Origin of the sequence: Floridaenema flaviceps BLCC-F50, assembly GCF_041929275.2 — a bacterium.
Taxonomy (GTDB): Bacteria; Cyanobacteriota; Cyanobacteriia; order Cyanobacteriales; family Aerosakkonemataceae; genus Floridanema; species Floridanema flaviceps.
Genome location: NZ_JBHFNR020000001.1, coordinates 290385 through 305409 on the forward strand (window position 1 = coordinate 290385; position 15025 = coordinate 305409).

The 15025-nt window shown below is 38.1% G+C and carries 21 protein-coding genes; 7 read left to right on the top strand and 14 right to left on the bottom strand.

The window, feature by feature from the left end:
* Positions 1–36: 36 nt before the first annotated feature.
* A complete protein-coding gene (locus tag ACE1CI_RS01405; RefSeq protein WP_413267792.1) occupies positions 37–669 on the top strand; it encodes a type I restriction endonuclease subunit R in 633 nt (210 codons plus the stop codon).
* A gap of 236 nt (positions 670–905) precedes the next feature.
* On the opposite strand, the gene ACE1CI_RS01410 is transcribed toward ACE1CI_RS01405, so the two are convergent.
* From ACE1CI_RS01410 to ACE1CI_RS01420, 3 genes are read right to left on the bottom strand one after another with little or no spacing between them, the layout of a single operon-like run.
* The gene (locus ACE1CI_RS01410) at positions 906–1319 is read right to left on the bottom strand and encodes a hypothetical protein (RefSeq protein WP_413267791.1); all 414 of its coding nucleotides are present in this window, start codon (positions 1317–1319) and stop codon (positions 906–908) included.
* A complete protein-coding gene (locus tag ACE1CI_RS01415; RefSeq protein WP_413267790.1) occupies positions 1304–1522 on the bottom strand; it encodes a type II toxin-antitoxin system HicA family toxin in 219 nt (72 codons plus the stop codon). Before ACE1CI_RS01415 ends, ACE1CI_RS01410 begins: the two co-directional genes overlap by 16 nt.
* A complete protein-coding gene (locus ACE1CI_RS01420; RefSeq protein ID WP_413267789.1) occupies positions 1522–1764 on the bottom strand; it encodes a type II toxin-antitoxin system HicB family antitoxin in 243 nt (80 codons plus the stop codon). Before ACE1CI_RS01420 ends, ACE1CI_RS01415 begins: the two co-directional genes overlap by 1 nt.
* Before the next feature lie 78 nt (positions 1765–1842).
* On the opposite strand from ACE1CI_RS01420, the gene ACE1CI_RS01425 reads away from it, so the two are divergent.
* From ACE1CI_RS01425 to ACE1CI_RS01440, 4 genes are all read left to right on the top strand, one after another.
* A complete protein-coding gene (locus ACE1CI_RS01425) occupies positions 1843–2043 on the top strand; it encodes a hypothetical protein (RefSeq protein WP_413267788.1) in 201 nt (66 codons plus the stop codon).
* Between the two features lie 206 nt (positions 2044–2249).
* Positions 2250–2666: an Imm1 family immunity protein gene (locus tag ACE1CI_RS01430; protein ID WP_413267787.1), complete on the top strand. Its 417-nt coding sequence runs from the start codon at positions 2250–2252 to the stop codon at positions 2664–2666.
* 64 nt (positions 2667–2730) lie between these two features.
* Positions 2731–3120, top strand: coding sequence for a hypothetical protein (locus ACE1CI_RS01435; protein ID WP_413267786.1), 390 nt, complete (start codon positions 2731–2733; stop codon positions 3118–3120).
* 70 nt (positions 3121–3190) lie between these two features.
* Positions 3191–3409, top strand: coding sequence for a hypothetical protein (locus tag ACE1CI_RS01440; RefSeq protein ID WP_496615184.1), 219 nt, complete (start codon positions 3191–3193; stop codon positions 3407–3409).
* 123 nt (positions 3410–3532) lie between these two features.
* On the opposite strand, the gene ACE1CI_RS01445 is transcribed toward ACE1CI_RS01440, so the two are convergent.
* The gene (locus tag ACE1CI_RS01445; RefSeq protein WP_413267784.1) at positions 3533–3925 is read right to left on the bottom strand and encodes a DUF5615 family PIN-like protein; all 393 of its coding nucleotides are present in this window, start codon (positions 3923–3925) and stop codon (positions 3533–3535) included.
* The gene (locus ACE1CI_RS01450) at positions 3922–4296 is read right to left on the bottom strand and encodes a DUF433 domain-containing protein (RefSeq protein ID WP_413267783.1); all 375 of its coding nucleotides are present in this window, start codon (positions 4294–4296) and stop codon (positions 3922–3924) included. Before ACE1CI_RS01450 ends, ACE1CI_RS01445 begins: the two co-directional genes overlap by 4 nt.
* 197 nt (positions 4297–4493) lie before the next feature.
* Here ACE1CI_RS01450 and ACE1CI_RS01455 point away from each other — a divergent pair, with 197 nt between their 5' ends.
* Positions 4494–4967, top strand: a complete 474-nt coding sequence (locus tag ACE1CI_RS01455) for a TspO/MBR family protein (protein ID WP_413267782.1) — start codon at positions 4494–4496, stop codon at positions 4965–4967.
* Between the two features lie 20 nt (positions 4968–4987).
* Here ACE1CI_RS01455 and ACE1CI_RS01460 read toward each other — a convergent pair whose 3' ends face one another.
* From ACE1CI_RS01460 to ACE1CI_RS01485, 6 genes are all read right to left on the bottom strand, one after another.
* Positions 4988–6343 carry a glycosyltransferase family 4 protein gene (locus ACE1CI_RS01460; RefSeq protein ID WP_413267781.1) on the bottom strand — a complete coding sequence of 452 codons (1356 nt, stop codon included), beginning with the start codon at positions 6341–6343 and terminating at the stop codon, positions 4988–4990.
* A gap of 297 nt (positions 6344–6640) precedes the next feature.
* Positions 6641–7675, bottom strand: coding sequence for an SGNH/GDSL hydrolase family protein (locus ACE1CI_RS01465; protein WP_413267780.1), 1035 nt, complete (start codon positions 7673–7675; stop codon positions 6641–6643).
* A 143-nt stretch (positions 7676–7818) separates the two neighbouring features.
* Positions 7819–8388 carry a YdcF family protein gene (locus tag ACE1CI_RS01470; protein ID WP_459564155.1) on the bottom strand — a complete coding sequence of 190 codons (570 nt, stop codon included), beginning with the start codon at positions 8386–8388 and terminating at the stop codon, positions 7819–7821.
* Between the two features lie 82 nt (positions 8389–8470).
* Positions 8471–9199: a class I SAM-dependent methyltransferase gene (locus ACE1CI_RS01475; RefSeq protein ID WP_413267778.1), complete on the bottom strand. Its 729-nt coding sequence runs from the start codon at positions 9197–9199 to the stop codon at positions 8471–8473.
* 7 nt (positions 9200–9206) lie between these two features.
* The gene (locus ACE1CI_RS01480) at positions 9207–10394 is read right to left on the bottom strand and encodes a glycosyltransferase (protein ID WP_413267777.1); all 1188 of its coding nucleotides are present in this window, start codon (positions 10392–10394) and stop codon (positions 9207–9209) included.
* On the bottom strand, positions 10391–11539 hold the full coding sequence (locus ACE1CI_RS01485; protein WP_413267776.1) for a glycosyltransferase: 1149 nt from the start codon (positions 11537–11539) through the stop codon (positions 10391–10393). Before ACE1CI_RS01485 ends, ACE1CI_RS01480 begins: the two co-directional genes overlap by 4 nt.
* A 51-nt stretch (positions 11540–11590) precedes the next feature.
* Here ACE1CI_RS01485 and ACE1CI_RS01490 point away from each other — a divergent pair, with 51 nt between their 5' ends.
* Complete coding sequence (locus ACE1CI_RS01490) at positions 11591–12394, top strand: FkbM family methyltransferase (RefSeq protein WP_413267775.1); 804 nt, start codon at positions 11591–11593, stop codon at positions 12392–12394.
* Here ACE1CI_RS01490 and ACE1CI_RS01495 read toward each other — a convergent pair.
* The 3 genes from ACE1CI_RS01495 to ACE1CI_RS01505 are packed head-to-tail and all read right to left on the bottom strand — an operon-like array spanning position 12391 to position 15008.
* Positions 12391–13641, bottom strand: a complete 1251-nt coding sequence (locus tag ACE1CI_RS01495) for a glycosyltransferase family 4 protein (RefSeq protein WP_413267774.1) — start codon at positions 13639–13641, stop codon at positions 12391–12393. The two genes, ACE1CI_RS01490 and ACE1CI_RS01495, sit on opposite strands and share 4 nt — an antisense overlap.
* Complete coding sequence (locus ACE1CI_RS01500) at positions 13586–14083, bottom strand: hypothetical protein (protein ID WP_496615185.1); 498 nt, start codon at positions 14081–14083, stop codon at positions 13586–13588. The genes ACE1CI_RS01495 and ACE1CI_RS01500 overlap by 56 nt, the downstream gene beginning before the upstream one ends.
* A complete protein-coding gene (locus ACE1CI_RS01505; protein WP_496615186.1) occupies positions 14040–15008 on the bottom strand; it encodes a hypothetical protein in 969 nt (322 codons plus the stop codon). The genes ACE1CI_RS01500 and ACE1CI_RS01505 overlap by 44 nt, the downstream gene beginning before the upstream one ends.
* Between the last annotated feature and the right edge of the window lie 17 nt (positions 15009–15025).

Sequence of the window (15025 nt, forward strand, 5' to 3'; positions counted from 1 at the left end):
TGGGCAGAAACTTTTTTATAATAAAAGTTAGAATTTATGCCTGAAGTCGTTGGAATTTCTAAAGCGATTACTAATTTAAATGTAGCTCATGAAAGGTTAAATTTAAGTCCAACTAATGAGCCGAATTTTTTTACTGAATGGTGGCAAGATTTACCGGAACTGACAGAAGAAGAAAAACAGGCGCTAAATCGATTAAAAAATCGCTATCTTTATTATGCTGCTGATGGTTTCGTCTTAGAAGGAACTGTCAGCATTATTATTTTATCGCCTCTCTTAGAATTGTTGGGATTGTGTGATTCTCCGTTCAAGATTCGCGGCGAAAAGTTTGTCAAAGTGGAAATTGAGAATGGAAACACTCAATTAGAGGGTTTTATTGATGCTTTAGTAATTAAAGATTTATTTTGGGTTGTGTTAATAGAGGCGAAACAATATAGTTTTAGCGTTTTACAGGCATTGCCGCAAACTTTAGCATATATGGTGGCAAATCCTAATTTGGAAACGCCTGTTTTTGGGTTAATAATGACTGGTGAAGATTATATTTTTATTAAGTTGAATCAGCAGTCAAGGCAGTATGCTTTGTCGAAAAAGTTTACACTTGTTAATCCGCAAGTGAATGAACTTTACGACGTTGTGAGAGTGATTAAGAGAATTATGAGTTTAAGGAGTTAGTTTTAAGTTTGAGGGAAGCAATAAATTGTTTAGTAAGCCTTTTATTTAGGAATGTAAAGTGAGGATTGCAAATTTTTTTGAACTTCCTATTACTGTATAATGGCAAAAAATATAAAGATTGTTTTAAAAGATACACATGGAAAAAACTTACTATATGACTGTCACTTATCCTGATGGAGGTAAATCTGGCCCTACTCGCCTTGTGGCTGTTCATGATCTAAAACAGGCTAAACGAGTCATAAAGCAACAACAAAAAATATACCCAGACTGCCATTTTCAGCTGGATGAATATGAAGATAATTGGAACTTGAAATGTCGTTGTACTTTAAGTTTGAGTTATCCAAGCTTAAATTCTCAATAGCACTACTAATAATTCCGAACAGCATCCTCAACAAAGATACAGTATAAATCATCGCCTTCCTCTTCTCTTCGTGTCCTAAAACGCTATCGCGTTTCGCTGCGCTATCGTGTCTTCGTGGTTCAAAAAAAGATCGATCGCACACCACAAACAAACAGAAACTAGGGAAATGCGATCGGACTCTCTTTCCTTCGCGCTCTTTGCGTTCTTTGCGGTTCAAAAAAAAGATCGATCGCACGCCACAAACAAACAGAAAATAGGGAAGTGCGATCGCGCTTATAACTCCTCCCATTCCTCTCTGGTGATTTCAGCCTGACGCAAGATTTGAACAAGCAATGCGGGAGTAATATCTCCCTGATGGGGATTAGGAATCCAAACTTTAAGATTTTCTTTGATCATGTACTGATGCTTCCCACCCGAATAGGGGCCGGAAAATCCTAGCTGTTTCAGAAAGCGAATCAAATCCAAGCGTTTAATAGCTCTTAGTGGCGGCATTAGGCTACCTCTAATTGTGGATTCAAATCAATCCCATCTACAATTGGTAATGAATGCTGCAACCGCAATCCTAAAATAATCCAGCCTTCTAACACTTCTTGTAACAATTCTCTACAGGATTCTAGTGTTTCTGAATTTGCATATACACCTTGCAATCCTGGGATTTCTCCGTAAAAAGTTCCATCTTCTAGCAACTGATACTTTGCTTGACGCATTGCAGCTTCAACATAATTTATCAGCATTTTAAGTACTTTATGATTTGTTACTTCTACTATTATAGTAATGTCGCAGCAACCAAACAATCAAAAACTAAAGAAACAATGTCGTCACCTTCTGCCAAAGACAAGAAAGACAATGGGGAGTCCGCCGAATTTTTGACTCCTGAACAAGTCCGAGTTGGAACAAATGCGATCGTGACTCATGCTGAAAGGCAAGCTTTTTGGAGAAATTCTGAAATTGGTAAGTTATTAGGTTTCGATCGCTGGCCGGATGTTAAACAAGAAGATGATAAGCAAAAGTAGTAAAGTGCGATCGCCCTATCTTTCCTTTGCGTTCTTTGCGGTTTAAAAAAGCTCGATCGCACCAAGCAAACAAACAGAAAATAGGGAAATGCGATCAGCCAACCAAAAAAACAGAATAGAAAATGCAATAATGAGGAATTAGAAATTATTACTCCAAGCGGTAGTAAAACAATAGCTGTTAAACCCCCAAATAGAAGGAGGCAATAATGTTTGTTTCAAATCTCACTATAGAAAATAGGGTTGGCAATAAAGATGAAAGTAGTTTCATTGAAAACCCAAGTTGGCAGCAAATAGAAACAGCAATTCTTGAATTAAATGGAAAGAGCAAAACTTTAGTGACATTAGGTGCAGATGAAGAAACTTATATGAGTATTGGCGGTGGTGAAGCGGGAAAATATATCGTCAATGTAACTTTCGATAATATGAGTTTTTATAACTTGGTTAATTTTTCTAAATCTGAACAAATAGAAAAGTTAGTCGTTGGTGGGCAAGTAGGAGATTATCCAGAAAAAATGTGTATTAATTTACAGACAGTTTTACTAGCAAGTAAAATATTTGCTGAATTAGGAAAACGTGAAGAGTCAGTAAATTGGCAAGAAGAAAAGACATTTGCATTCCTGTAAATATTTATCTGCTTTCATCTGCGGTTAAAATTAAAGGTAGTTGAACAGCAGCAATAATAAAGCCATGTCAGAGAACACCACCCTAGAGACAGAAAAAATCACACAGCATCCCCTAGAAACTGTGCTTAAAGACTTAGAATACTTAGTCAAAAGTTTGGAAATGGAAATTGAGGTAGCACCGAGCGATCGCAAAGCGCACCAAGACTTATTGCGCCGCATTCACCGAGTTTCAGAAGTAGGACTCCAAATACCTGATGAAGCTTGGCCTAAAAGTATAGGCAGTAACCCAAAAGAAAATCAGGAATTTACGCAAGAAGAACAAGAGATGTTGAAAAATGGAATAATTATAGAGGGAGAAATCGGGGAAGAAATTGACGTAAATCTAATAAATAAGCGATTGAAAGAACGTGGCTACCAAATCGAATTATCTTTTCCAGAAACACCCGAAGATTGACAGCGAAGATTTACCAGCTTTGCCAATGGAGTTACAAGAGGATTTCTCTGAGATATACAAGCCTATCCTAATGGTTGATCCTTTCCGTTGTGGTGGTTTTCCTAACCATGCTTTAGAAGGACGCTTAAAAAATTATCGTACTCTGGAAATCGATTGGAATGGCATTTCATATAGGTTAGTTTATCGCGTTTATGAATCGCCAGCGCCTAAACGAGTTTATGTGGTAAGCTTTGCCGAACACGATCCTGCTTATGATAAAGCAAAAGAACGAATAGGTAGAGCAAAATAGAAATTTTATGAAGTGCGTTGGTCTAGCCTGCCGTAAGCATATCGCCCCTTTCTTTCCTTTGCATTCTTTGCGTTCTTTGCGGTTTAAAAAAGATAGATCGCCTTATCGTAGTTAATAGTTAATTTAGGGAATGAACAAACGACCAACACCCCTAAAATTATCGGTATTAAGAACTATGTCAAACAACCGAAGGCTACATTGCTCACGATATTCAGGTTCTACTAACCGAGCAACATTCCCAATAGTAAGTACAGGTAGTGATGTAGGTGTGTTTTCTTGACGGATGGTTTCTTCTAGAGAACCTACGCCTTTCATGCTTCGATTTGCTGTTAAAAGAATCATTTGCTGATCTTGAGCTACTTGCCACACTATTCGATCGCTGCTGTTAGTTGCCAAGCCAACCTCTGCAAACATTACGAAGCGAATTGATATTAATTCCAGCCATCCTCCCTTAGCTAAAACTCCGGCTATTAAAACTACATAACCCTCTAAATTATGGTCAACTAAAATCTTCATTCAGCTAATCCAAGTTTAGTTTTCCAAGCTTGGAGTTTAGCATAAATTTCTTCCTTGCCAGTTTGCGGAGGTAGATTTGCGATATAGGCAAAGCGATCGCGATTTTTTTCTTCCCAATATTTCTGATTTTCCGCAGCAATTTGCAAGACTGTTTGATACTCAGCTTCCACTTCTTGATGATGAGTATCTATGTAAGATAATGCTACATTAATTTGTTCATCACTCAAAGGAAGCCAGTTCTGAATTTGTTTAGGTGTCCATCCTGCTTTGAGATGATCCATTATGTCGTAAAGAGTTATGCGCGTACCTGCAATTGTCAGTCCGCGTTCGGTGCGAATAATTTCCGCTCGTCCGTTTGATATAATGGTCATATTTCTATTTATGGCAAAATTTATTTAATTTTTACAAATTGCTAATATTATAACATTTATTTAAGTAAAAAAATTGATTGCCCAACCTCAACCCTAAGATAGATGCACAAAATCTTATTACCAAAGATTGATTAAACTTATTTAAAAAAACTGACACAATCACTAAGGAAACTATTTGTAAAAGCTGTATTAAAGTAATGATTAAATCCTGGATGGTAATTGGGGCAGTGACATTATTAGTCGCGTTAGGTAGTAATATAATTTTGCCCAAAGATGTGAAGTGGTTTAAACGGTTGCAGCGTCCCAGATGGCTAACTTTTGAAGCTGCTATTCCGATTATTTGGACGATTGTTTTTATTTGTGGAGCTTGGTCAGCTTATATTGTTTGGGAAACAGATCCAGGGAGCCAAAAAACATGGTGGTTAATGGGTTTTTACCTGTTAGTGGAAATTGCGATCGTAGCTTATAACCCAGTAATGTTAAGGCTCCATAGTTTAAAAGCTGGCACCATTGTTGGCGCTGTTGGTTCGATTTTAGGGGTTATTTTAGCTCTAACAGTCTGGTCTGTTTCTCCTTGGGCAAGTTTGTTGCTAGTTCCATATATAATTTGGAGTCCCATTGGAACTTATACAACTTATGAAATGATGCAACTCAATCCTGAAGATGAGTAAGTATTAATTAATTAAACTAATTAATGTACTTGTTTCATCCATATTGAGCGATCGATTTTCTGATCTGTCACTAAGGCTTTATAGAACACTTGTGAATATTCCTTAGCAATAATTTCTAGTGTAAAGTGGGACTGAAAGTAACGACGACCAGCTTTACCCATTTGATTGACTAACTGTTTGTTAGTAGCTAAATGACTAATAAACTCAGCTAATTTAGTGGCATCACCGTTGCGAAAAGTTTGACCACATTTAGCTTCTTTTACTAGATTGCAAAGGTAGGAATGCTCCTCACAAACTACCGCTACAGGACGACCAGCTGCTAAAATACCGTAAAGTTTGCTCGGAGCAACTAATCCTTCCATGCCTTGACTGACGCTCACTAAAGATAAATCACAAGCCGTCAAAGAATAGGGAAGATATTGTTTATCTTGGTAGGGCAAAAATAAACAATTATTTAATCCTAAAGCAGCTACTTGTTCCTCACAAAATTTGCGTTTAGCACCATCACCAATAAAGACAAACTGAATGGGTTGATCTTGTAATTGTTTAGCAGCTTCCATGATCGTTTCCATATCATGACAGCGACCCATATTACCAGAATAGAGAACGGTGAATTTTTCTACCAAGTTATATTTGTGAGCAAACCAATTATCTTTTTTAGCTAAGGGAACAATTAAATCAGGATTAGCCCAACTGTGAATTACGGTAATCTTGTCGGCTATCTCTGGACATTTGGCGACAATGCGTTCTTTCATTGTGGAACTAAGAACAATGATTCCCTTAGCATTTTTCCAAACTTCTCTATTAATGAAATTCCATAATTTAACTAGCCAATGGTGTCCGGGAACAACTTTTAACTCTACTGCTACATCGGGATACAAGTCGTAAAGTAAGCATACGTAAGGTAAACCAAAACAAAGATTAGCTAAGTAACCCAAAATTGGTAAAAAGGGAGGTGCTGTAGTCAGGAGAAGAATATCGCCACGCCAACAGGTTTTGAGTAAATGGAAGGCGGAACGTAAACAGAATAATAAACCATTGACAGCTTTGCCGCGAATTCTTTGGGGCCAAAGTCTGGCGGTGCGCGATCGCCTAATTAAAAGATGATCTCTTTTTTCAATAGAAGGTGCTGATTCTTTTTTGAAAGCATAACCTGGTTGACCTGTAAAAATGTGTATGTGTAAACCTTGATGCCGTAACTGTGTGGATAACTCCTCAATAAGTTGCCCGGTGGGAGCATAGTCTGGCGGATAAAACTGAGTAATAATAGACAGTCTGACTGGGAGTTGCTGTTTGGCTGTATCTTCTTCCTTAATGTCACTTGGCTGTGGAGTGAAGAATCTCTGCAATTTCCCTTTCCCTTGGATAGTTTCCATTGATGATGCCCTAAAGGTGTTTGTGAAAACAAAATTCGAGACTAATTTTCCGCCACCTCTTTCCTGATAGTGTTTAATTTTTACATAGTAAATTAGTGGAAAGGCAGCTTTTACTTAAGTAACCTGTTCTTGTCTACGGAAGAGCCCAAGTTACCCATTACACCTATTAACTCTACAAAACCTTTCTCCTTATTCCATAAATTAGGCGACGAAAGAGTATAAATTTTTTGTGTGAGGAGAGCGCTTTAATACATTTACCACTGAATTTAGCGATCGAGCCACTTTATCAATGTTTCTTCAACTGCGTAGTTTTTGATTTTGTCTAGTTGGAGAACCAAGAGGAGGCTGTGGACTGGAGCAGGCTTTTAACTGGCGCTGGAAACAAAGTTGACCAAAGAGGCTGTGCGCTACGGCTTGATTACCTTGTATAGTAAGATGCACCTCATCCCGAAAGTAAGTTGCTACTTCCGTTGGTGACAAGGTTGACCAATTGGTGTGAGTGTCAATGACAGGAACCTGTAAATATTTGAGGAACCGAAAAAACTCTGTTTTGTATTTTGGTACATTGGCTTTTGGTAGTAAATCGTAACGATTTGGTGTGAATAAGACAAAAACAGGTATCTTTTGATTACGAACCAGAGTAACGATCTCTTTAAATTGCTGCATATTTTGCTTAAATTGCTGACCTGGGGTGAGAGATATGGGAGATGATGCAAAATCGCCGTTTGCTAAGTTGTAGCCTAATTTACCAGCTACTTGGGGCCAAATATAGCGATTCCAAGTATCCTGGGTTGCCAGTAATGGTGGGTGGGTGGGAAAAGCTGGATGATGCCCAACAACTGCGCTGGTACTGGTAGGCTGTGTAAGGTCATGAGTACCGATTTGTAGAATTACTGCGTCGGCGTTAAAAGTACCAAATTTTCGTAGATACCCCAATTCGTTGCCAATTCCCCAAGAACCAGCTGAAGCATTTAATACTTCTGCTGGATGTCCAGATGCAGATAGTTTTGCTTCAAATAGTTCGGTAATAGTTTGACTTTGGTCAGTAGGATTGCCACCATTGAGAACTGAGTCACCAATCATTAATATTCTCAGTTGTCCGGGTGTCTTTTTTAGTGTAATTGGTTCGGAGCGTTGCGAGTACTGATTGTACTGAATTTTTTTACCTAATCGAAATAATTTTTGATTTGGTTTAAACCGATAACCAGTAAAAGAGTCTGCTTGTACTAATACCGGGTTTCCTAATCCAAATGCTACTCTGAGTATTACTTCGAGTCCAATAAAAACAGCAAGTACAGAACCAGGTATCCAGTACTTTGCAGGTATTTTCATCTAAAAACCTCCGGGAGAGTGTCAAGTTCTAGCCTCAAGTTTTAATTGTCATTTGTCAAAAGTAAAAAGTTGAAAATCCTGGAAATAGGGGAAATAATTATTTACTCCTGCTTTTTAACCAATTATTAAATTTAAAATCTTGCTTAAAAGTGAGAGTTAAGGCTGGCTCCTGTACGTCCTGTAAAAATCCAGAGTAAGGAACGAAAAATGTCACGTAAGATACGAAGCCAAGATTCGGATGGTTCATGGGAAGGAACAGTTATGGGAGTAAATATAATACCTTGACTACCTAGAATTACGATAGCAATTGCTTTTGCCCTGGTTATGTGATATTCAGAGGTGATCAGGTAAAGATGTTGAATTTTTCGACTTTTAAAGTCGTCGATTAAAGTTGTAAAGTTGGTGACGGTATCAACTGCGCGGTAGTCTAGATGCACTCTGCTGTCTGGGATGCCAAAGGCGCGAAAAATTGGGCTGGCAAATTGGGGGCCTGTACCGGAAGAAACCCAAATTTCTAAGTTAGGATGTTGGGTGGCAAATTGGGCGGTAAAGTATTCTCGATCGAGCCAGCTACCCAGAGTTAATATGGCTTGTGGCTGAGGTGCTTGGATTTTGGCGATCGCTATTCGCACCGGAATAACACTAATTAGCACCACTAAAAAGCTAATGATTGCTAATTTAATTAGTCTAAGAGCGCTAAAGCGCAACAACATACCGCTAATTTAATTAGTCTAAGAGCGCTAAAGCGCAACAACATACCGTCTAAGAGCGCTAAAGCGCAACAACATACCGCTTTTAGGTATTTTCAACTCTACATACCCAAATTACCGTGCTATTAAGTAGATTGCTACCCCAAGGAAAAGGCGAAAATTTTCGCTGCTGAATTTTCACTTTTTCACTCAGCAATTTCTCTATTTTACGGTAATCAAACCCTTTATGAGCAGTGTAATCATTTTTTAAGGAATGGGATGAGGGAAAACTTTCCACATCCCACATAATAGCGGCAGATACTATCTCTCTTAAGGTGTATTTTTCGTAACCATAATTGCCTTTGAGATTGGCAAAATAACGTCCGATTTGTTTTAAGAAAAGTGATGGCCCAATTTCAATGGGAACGGAGATAATCATTGTGGCTCCTGGTTGGCTATAGGTTAAAATTTGTGCTAAAGCCTTTTCAGGATTGCCAATATGTTCTAAGGTTTCTGTACAAAAAATTAGGTCGCAACTTTGAGGCGTTATTACTTTAGATAATTCTTCAGGTTTACAGAATTTAAATCCTGGTGTTTCTGTAAACATTTCTTGACAGGCTTCTAGCATATAATCTGCTACATCTATACCAATTCCTGATGAGATTATGCCTTGTTCGTAAGCTGTTTTTAGTAACCAACCATCACCACAACCATAGTCGATCGCTTGCTGATATTTGGTATTACCCAAGAGATTTAAAACTGCACTAAATCGAGAGCGATGTGCTAGTCGAGTTAAGGGATTTCCTTGTTGTAATAAACGTTGAGAGTAGGTCATTTTGTGCTTAAGAGAAATTGATATTGTTGGGAAGTGTTTGTTTTTCAATAATGGTGCGATAAACTTCGGTAAGTTGACAAGCGATCGCATTCCAAGAATAACGCTCTTTGACTAATTTTTTGCCATTTTCCGCTAATTGGTAACGCTGTTCTGGAGTTGAGAGTAGTTGAGCGATCGCATTTGCTACTGCGGCTTCTTCTCCTGGTACAATTAACCCAGCATTAGCCCTGGAAATTTCCGGCGCAATTTGAATATCTGGGGTAACGATCGCAGGTAATCCATTTGCTAACGCTTCTGCTACCGCAATGCCAAAATTTTCCGAAAAAGATGGCAATACAAATATATCCGATCCTTGCAAGAGTAAATCTTTATCTTTTCCTGTGACAAAACCAGAAAAGGTAGTTTGAGCAGTTAACCCGCTATCTAATACTAAATTTTGCAAATATTGCAGGTATTCAGGCTCTCCTGTACCTGCTAAAATTAAGTGAAATTTAGTTTGATTTAATGCTAATTTGCTCAGGGAACGGATTAATAAATCTGGACGTTTTTTGTAATGTAATCGAGAGAGAAATAATACTATGGGAGTTGTAGGAGAAATTTGATAAATTTCGCGGATTTTTTGTTTAGCATCTGGCAGAGTTTCTGGTTGATTTACTCCTAAAGGTAGAGTAACGGTAGGGGTTTTTATGCCAAAATTTCGGACATCTTCAGCTTCTCCTTCGGAAGTGCAATGAATAGCCGCTGCACGATTCAAATTATGCCGTTCAATAAGTAAGCTATATATTTGTTTTTTGCGCTGACTTTGCGCGAGTGCCCAAGGTGCAAGTTGTCCCATTGTGCGAACTGTGTAGGGAATGTTTTGCCAACGTGCGATCGCACCAGCACAAGTGGAAGCGTAAGAAAAAAGATAATGATTATCTAAAATGTCATAATTTCGGATATTTTGCCATAACCATTTAGTAATAGCGGGAGAAAAGAAATACTCTTTTAAGGATAGAGAAGATTTAGGCAAAAACCACACCGGAACTTGTTCATATTCAGTACATTCATATAATGGCACATCTACATTATCATTAGTAGTAACTATTTCAGCTTCAATTTTACATTCTCGCAAAGCTTTTACTAAGTTTAAAACTACTTGTGTTGGGCCACCAAGAGTTGGACTAATTGAGGGAATAACGTGCAAAACTTTCATTTCACCAACTCCGTTTGCATAATTTCTTGTAAGCTTTGTTTAAAGCGATCGAAGCCATAAATTTCTTTAACTTTTTGGCGTAATGTTTCTGGCTGATACATAATTGCATGGGGATAAGTACCTTGCAATATTTTAATCAAAGTTTGGATAATTTCTGCTATGTTATCAGGGTCTACTAAAGCACCTAATTCGCCATGACAAAGAGCATCAACAGCACCATCTTTAGAACCTGCTAAAGTTGGTTTACCACAAGCTAAAGCTTCTAAATAAACAATGCCAAATCCCTCGCCTTTGCTTGGCATGGCGAAGACATCACAAAGATTGTAATGATCGTTAAGTTCATTGTCAGGAATAAACCCTGCTAAAGTTACACAATTTTGTAAATTTAGCTGAGAAATTAATTGCATAATTCGGGAGCGATCGCTTCCTTTTCCCCCTAAAATATAATGAACATTGGGAAGATAACGCCGAATTTCTGGTAATGCTTGAATAATTTGATCGTATCCTTTATATTGTTCGCTACGATCGAGCCTAGCCACTGTTAGGATAATCGAATTATTAGTTGTTAATCCATAACGTTTTAATAAGTATTCTGGTTTAGGACTAATTTGAAAACGACTGGCATCAAAAGTATTGGGTAAAAGGACAACTTTACTTGGATCTAGGTTTTGTTCTGCGAGTAGGCGATCGCGCGTATAACCGCTAACAGAAATAATTTTATCGGCATTTTGCAGTGCAGTTTTTAGGGCGGGGCGATCGATATTCCAAGCATCAACACCATGAGCAACTGCCCAATAGGGAATATTCGCCATCCGTTTTAACCAATAGGCAGCAATGGTAAAATTTAGATGAGTAGATACGATCAAATTAGGTCTTTGCCAAAGTCCATATCCAGCTATTTTAGTAGCAAAAAATAGTGTTTTAAACTTGGGGTGTACAGTTCCGGCAAAGTGAAATTTGGTATCAGGTAAAAAGGGAAAATCGCTTGATGCAAAAGTATCATGTTTCAGGAAAACATGATAATCTATGTTTGGGTATAAACTTTGTAATGCTTCCAGAAAAAAAGCTGAATAAGTTTGAATTCCCCCGGTAAATTGAAACATATTAGGAATCCAAAGATGAAGCAGCGATTTTTGAGAAAGCATAGTTTTATTAAAAGTTGATATTATCTTAGAAGTCGGCATTAAAGTAAATTTATGGATACTATTTCTCTTCCTTTTGGTTTACCTTGGTTGCAACCCTTCGACTTTCCTTACAAATTGGGAATATGCGATCGAATTTTCGGAAAAGCGATCGTCAATCAAAGAATTTGCTGGGTACAAACCGCCGCTGGTATTCCCTGGAAATTGGATCTAGCAAACCCCGTTCATCGCTGGATCGTGTATGGTAAATACGAAGGGCCAGAGTTTATTAACTGGGCTAGAGAGTTTTTACCTCCAGATGGTGTCATTGTAGATTCGGGTGCAAACATTGGTCAAATACTACTATACCTGTCTCAGTTTGTACCACAAGGCAAAGTATTAGCATTTGAACCGGGAAAAGAGCAAGCAGACTGGCTAGCAGAATGTTTAGCGGTTAATTCTACATTACCAGTAGAATTGATTCGTTGCGGTTTAGGTGCAACTACCACACAATTGAAACTTCGTACTCATGGGCCAGAATATATTCATGGTTATTGGTGTGAAGTATCAGAAACCGAAGGCGAACCAATACAAATTGTGAGATTGGCAGATGAATTGGAGAAGAGGGCGATCGAAAAAGTCGATCTATGGAAACTAGATGTAGAAGGTTACGAAATTCCCGCTTTAGAAGGAGCAAAAGAATTAATTAAACAAAAGCGAATTCGCGTTATTTATGCTGAATTAATGAAAGAAAATGGTCAGCGAATTAGAGAATATTTAGCTAATTTTGGCTATAAGTGTTACCTGTTTAAATCAAACGGCAAACTTTATATTCCTGATGAATTACCTATCTACACTAATGGTTTATTTGTACCCTAATTCAAAATTTCTTTCACCCGATTTGCCAATTTTTGCCTATATAAACTCCAAGTTAATTGTTCGGCTCTTTGTCGAGCAGCTTTTCCCATTTCTGCTAATTCTAAAGGATGAGAATAACACCATTCGAGTTTTTCTTGAAGTGCTTCTACATCGCGAATCGGGATAATAAAGCCTTCAATCCCATTAGTGATGATATCACCAACACCAGAGTTGGGGGTAGTAATAATGGGAATACCGCAAGCCATTGCTTCTAAAACTACTAAAGGCATTCCTTCCACCAAAGTTGGCAAAACAAAAACATTCGCACTGCTGTAATAGTTATTTAAAGAAGCGTGGGGAACAGAGGGAACAAAGCGAACTTTTTCCTGGTATTGTTGCAAATAATTTTCGGGAAATTCATTCAATCCTACTAGCAGTAATTCGGCTTCTGGTAATTGCAATTTCTGCCATGCTTGGAATAGATAGTGAACGCCTTTTCGGGGACTAACTCTACCAACAAATAAAGCGCGAAATAGATTGTCTGTTTTGGGTTTTGGTTGGAAATAATCAATGGGAGCGCCAAAGGGAATCACGCTAATTTTTGCTGGGTTTACTCCTGCTTCCACCACAGAATTTTTCACAAAAGAAGAGGCGACAAAAATGTGGTCTGCTAACTGAATTTCTTGCTCTTTTCGTTCAATTTTCCAAGCTGGTTCTTTTGCTGCTTGTAATGCTGAGGTTAATTCGGGAAAGTTATTAGCTTCCTCAGTTTGAATATCGCGACTGGCACGATAGAAGAGAATTGGCAAATCGTAAAAACAAAAAATTCCCTGTTTTTTAGCGGCTTGAAATGTGGCAGCTGCGCCATCTTCGTAAGCATAAACGGCGTTTAAATTTTGGAGGTGATGCTGGGAAACATGGCGATCGATCGAAGCATAAATCCAATCAACTGTTTGTTGTAAACTAATGCCTAAACGGTTATGTAATCCAGTTCTGACTAAAGCGATTCGGAGTGCTTCTTTTTGCGGATGCGATCGCAAAAAAACACCTTCAGGAGCAACCCAAGTACGTCTTCCTAATTCATCAGCAACTCGTTTTTTAATTGAACTTGGCAGGAAATTTAAGTAATGGGAAAAAGAGCCTTTTGGATTGTAGGCAATTGTAGTAATTATTTCCGATAATAAACCTGCTTCTGCCAAAGCTAATGCAGCTTCACGGGAGTTCGGATTCCCCATTGGGTGAATCAGGGAGATGCGTGGATTGGGCATTTTGGTTAAACAGTTGTAAATGTCGATAAAAGTTTTCTTTTCTTTCTAATTCAGGTAATAGGAATATAAAGCCACTTAAAAACCAATAATAAACCGAGAAAGTATGGAGAGTTACCACCTGTCCTATTATTTGAATAGCTTGAATTAGACAAGCGGCGAGTGCTAAATTCTTCAAAAAAGGTCTTTGCAATTGCCAAAAAACTAGCCAAAGGGCAATTATCAAACTCACCCGAAAACCATACCATAAAGTAAAACCTATCGGCCCTAAATCCAAAGCTATTCTGCCCATTTCTGCTTCAAAACCTGTAGCAATAGGTTCTCCCGGTGGTAAACCTAGAGTGTTGCGAAGTGATTTAGTTGCTCCATGTGTTGCTCCAGTACCATAGCCATCAATATCCTTATACTGAAAAAAACGTAAAGGCTTCGGTAAAAGAGTTTTCAATGCGATGGGATACGTCAGTATTAGAACTAGCTCGATTCCAAAAGGCATCTATAGCTGGTTGAAACCAAATAAAGGCAACTATAGTAACCACAATAGCTATGGGCAATAACCGCCCAACAAAACGTAATGCTCTGCCGGGATAGGTGAGTAAATTAGCAGCTAAATAACCGCATAAAAACAAGACTGAACTAATCACAGGGTTCCGAGAACCAGTCATAGCTAGGTTAACAACTACCAGGAAAATTTCGCTTATAGTGGCTAATCTCCACAAACGAGATTGGTTAAGAGAAAGAAAAGGTATCAATAAACCAAAACATACTATTAGGTATAAGGCGTAATTGTTGATGTAGGCAAAAGTGCTTGTGATTCTAGCAAATTTGGAAAATGTGGCTACTCCTCCGATCGCTTCTAGTCCCGGAGCATAGGCATTAATAGGGCTACTGGGAGGACTAAAGAATTGAACTACCCCTAAAATTCCTACTGGAATTATTAACAAAAGCTGCCAACGTAAAAACTGATATAGCTCTGATTCTGATTCAAATAAATCTACTAATATCCACATTAATGGTACATAGAAAAAGTAAGCTTTGAATCCAAATAAACCAACTATAGGTGAACCTAAACTGGGATTGAAAGCTTGAAATATACACCATCCTGCTGCCAGGAAACACATTACATTAACAAAGTGATTTTTAATGCCCAGCTTTCTTTGAAACAGTAATGTTCCATAGTAGCGAATATAAGCGCCCAAAAGTACTAAATCTTTCAAAAAATAAATCAATTCGCTTGCTTGTGGTAAAAACCATTTTCGTAGTGCCCCCTCAAGCACCACAAGTAATAAAACGGTTTTAATCGCCGTTTTCCAGTTGCGAAATGAAAGATATACTATAGCGAAAATAACTATTAAACCAATTAGCAATTTCACTAATTTGCCCTCTCAAA

Coding starts and splice junctions, on each gene's coding strand:
- ACE1CI_RS01480 (WP_413267777.1), bottom strand. CDS start 10,394: ATGAAAGTTTTGCACGTTATTCCCTCAATTAGTCCAACTCTTGGTGGC.
- ACE1CI_RS01490 (WP_413267775.1), top strand. CDS start 11,591: ATGGATACTATTTCTCTTCCTTTTGGTTTACCTTGGTTGCAACCCTTC.
- ACE1CI_RS01470 (WP_459564155.1), bottom strand. CDS start 8,388: ATGTTGTTGCGCTTTAGCGCTCTTAGACTAATTAAATTAGCAATCATT.
- ACE1CI_RS01485 (WP_413267776.1), bottom strand. CDS start 11,539: ATGCTTTCTCAAAAATCGCTGCTTCATCTTTGGATTCCTAATATGTTT.
- ACE1CI_RS01465 (WP_413267780.1), bottom strand. CDS start 7,675: ATGAAAATACCTGCAAAGTACTGGATACCTGGTTCTGTACTTGCTGTT.
- ACE1CI_RS01415 (WP_413267790.1), bottom strand. CDS start 1,522: ATGCCGCCACTAAGAGCTATTAAACGCTTGGATTTGATTCGCTTTCTG.
- ACE1CI_RS01455 (WP_413267782.1), top strand. CDS start 4,494: ATGATTAAATCCTGGATGGTAATTGGGGCAGTGACATTATTAGTCGCG.
- ACE1CI_RS01445 (WP_413267784.1), bottom strand. CDS start 3,925: ATGAAGATTTTAGTTGACCATAATTTAGAGGGTTATGTAGTTTTAATA.
- ACE1CI_RS01435 (WP_413267786.1), top strand. CDS start 2,731: ATGTCAGAGAACACCACCCTAGAGACAGAAAAAATCACACAGCATCCC.
- ACE1CI_RS01440 (WP_496615184.1), top strand. CDS start 3,191: ATGGTTGATCCTTTCCGTTGTGGTGGTTTTCCTAACCATGCTTTAGAA.
- ACE1CI_RS01460 (WP_413267781.1), bottom strand. CDS start 6,343: ATGGAAACTATCCAAGGGAAAGGGAAATTGCAGAGATTCTTCACTCCA.
- ACE1CI_RS01430 (WP_413267787.1), top strand. CDS start 2,250: ATGTTTGTTTCAAATCTCACTATAGAAAATAGGGTTGGCAATAAAGAT.
- ACE1CI_RS01475 (WP_413267778.1), bottom strand. CDS start 9,199: ATGACCTACTCTCAACGTTTATTACAACAAGGAAATCCCTTAACTCGA.
- ACE1CI_RS01495 (WP_413267774.1), bottom strand. CDS start 13,641: ATGCCCAATCCACGCATCTCCCTGATTCACCCAATGGGGAATCCGAAC.
- ACE1CI_RS01420 (WP_413267789.1), bottom strand. CDS start 1,764: ATGCTGATAAATTATGTTGAAGCTGCAATGCGTCAAGCAAAGTATCAG.
- ACE1CI_RS01425 (WP_413267788.1), top strand. CDS start 1,843: ATGTCGTCACCTTCTGCCAAAGACAAGAAAGACAATGGGGAGTCCGCC.
- ACE1CI_RS01405 (WP_413267792.1), top strand. CDS start 37: ATGCCTGAAGTCGTTGGAATTTCTAAAGCGATTACTAATTTAAATGTA.
- ACE1CI_RS01410 (WP_413267791.1), bottom strand. CDS start 1,319: ATGGGAGGAGTTATAAGCGCGATCGCACTTCCCTATTTTCTGTTTGTT.
- ACE1CI_RS01450 (WP_413267783.1), bottom strand. CDS start 4,296: ATGACCATTATATCAAACGGACGAGCGGAAATTATTCGCACCGAACGC.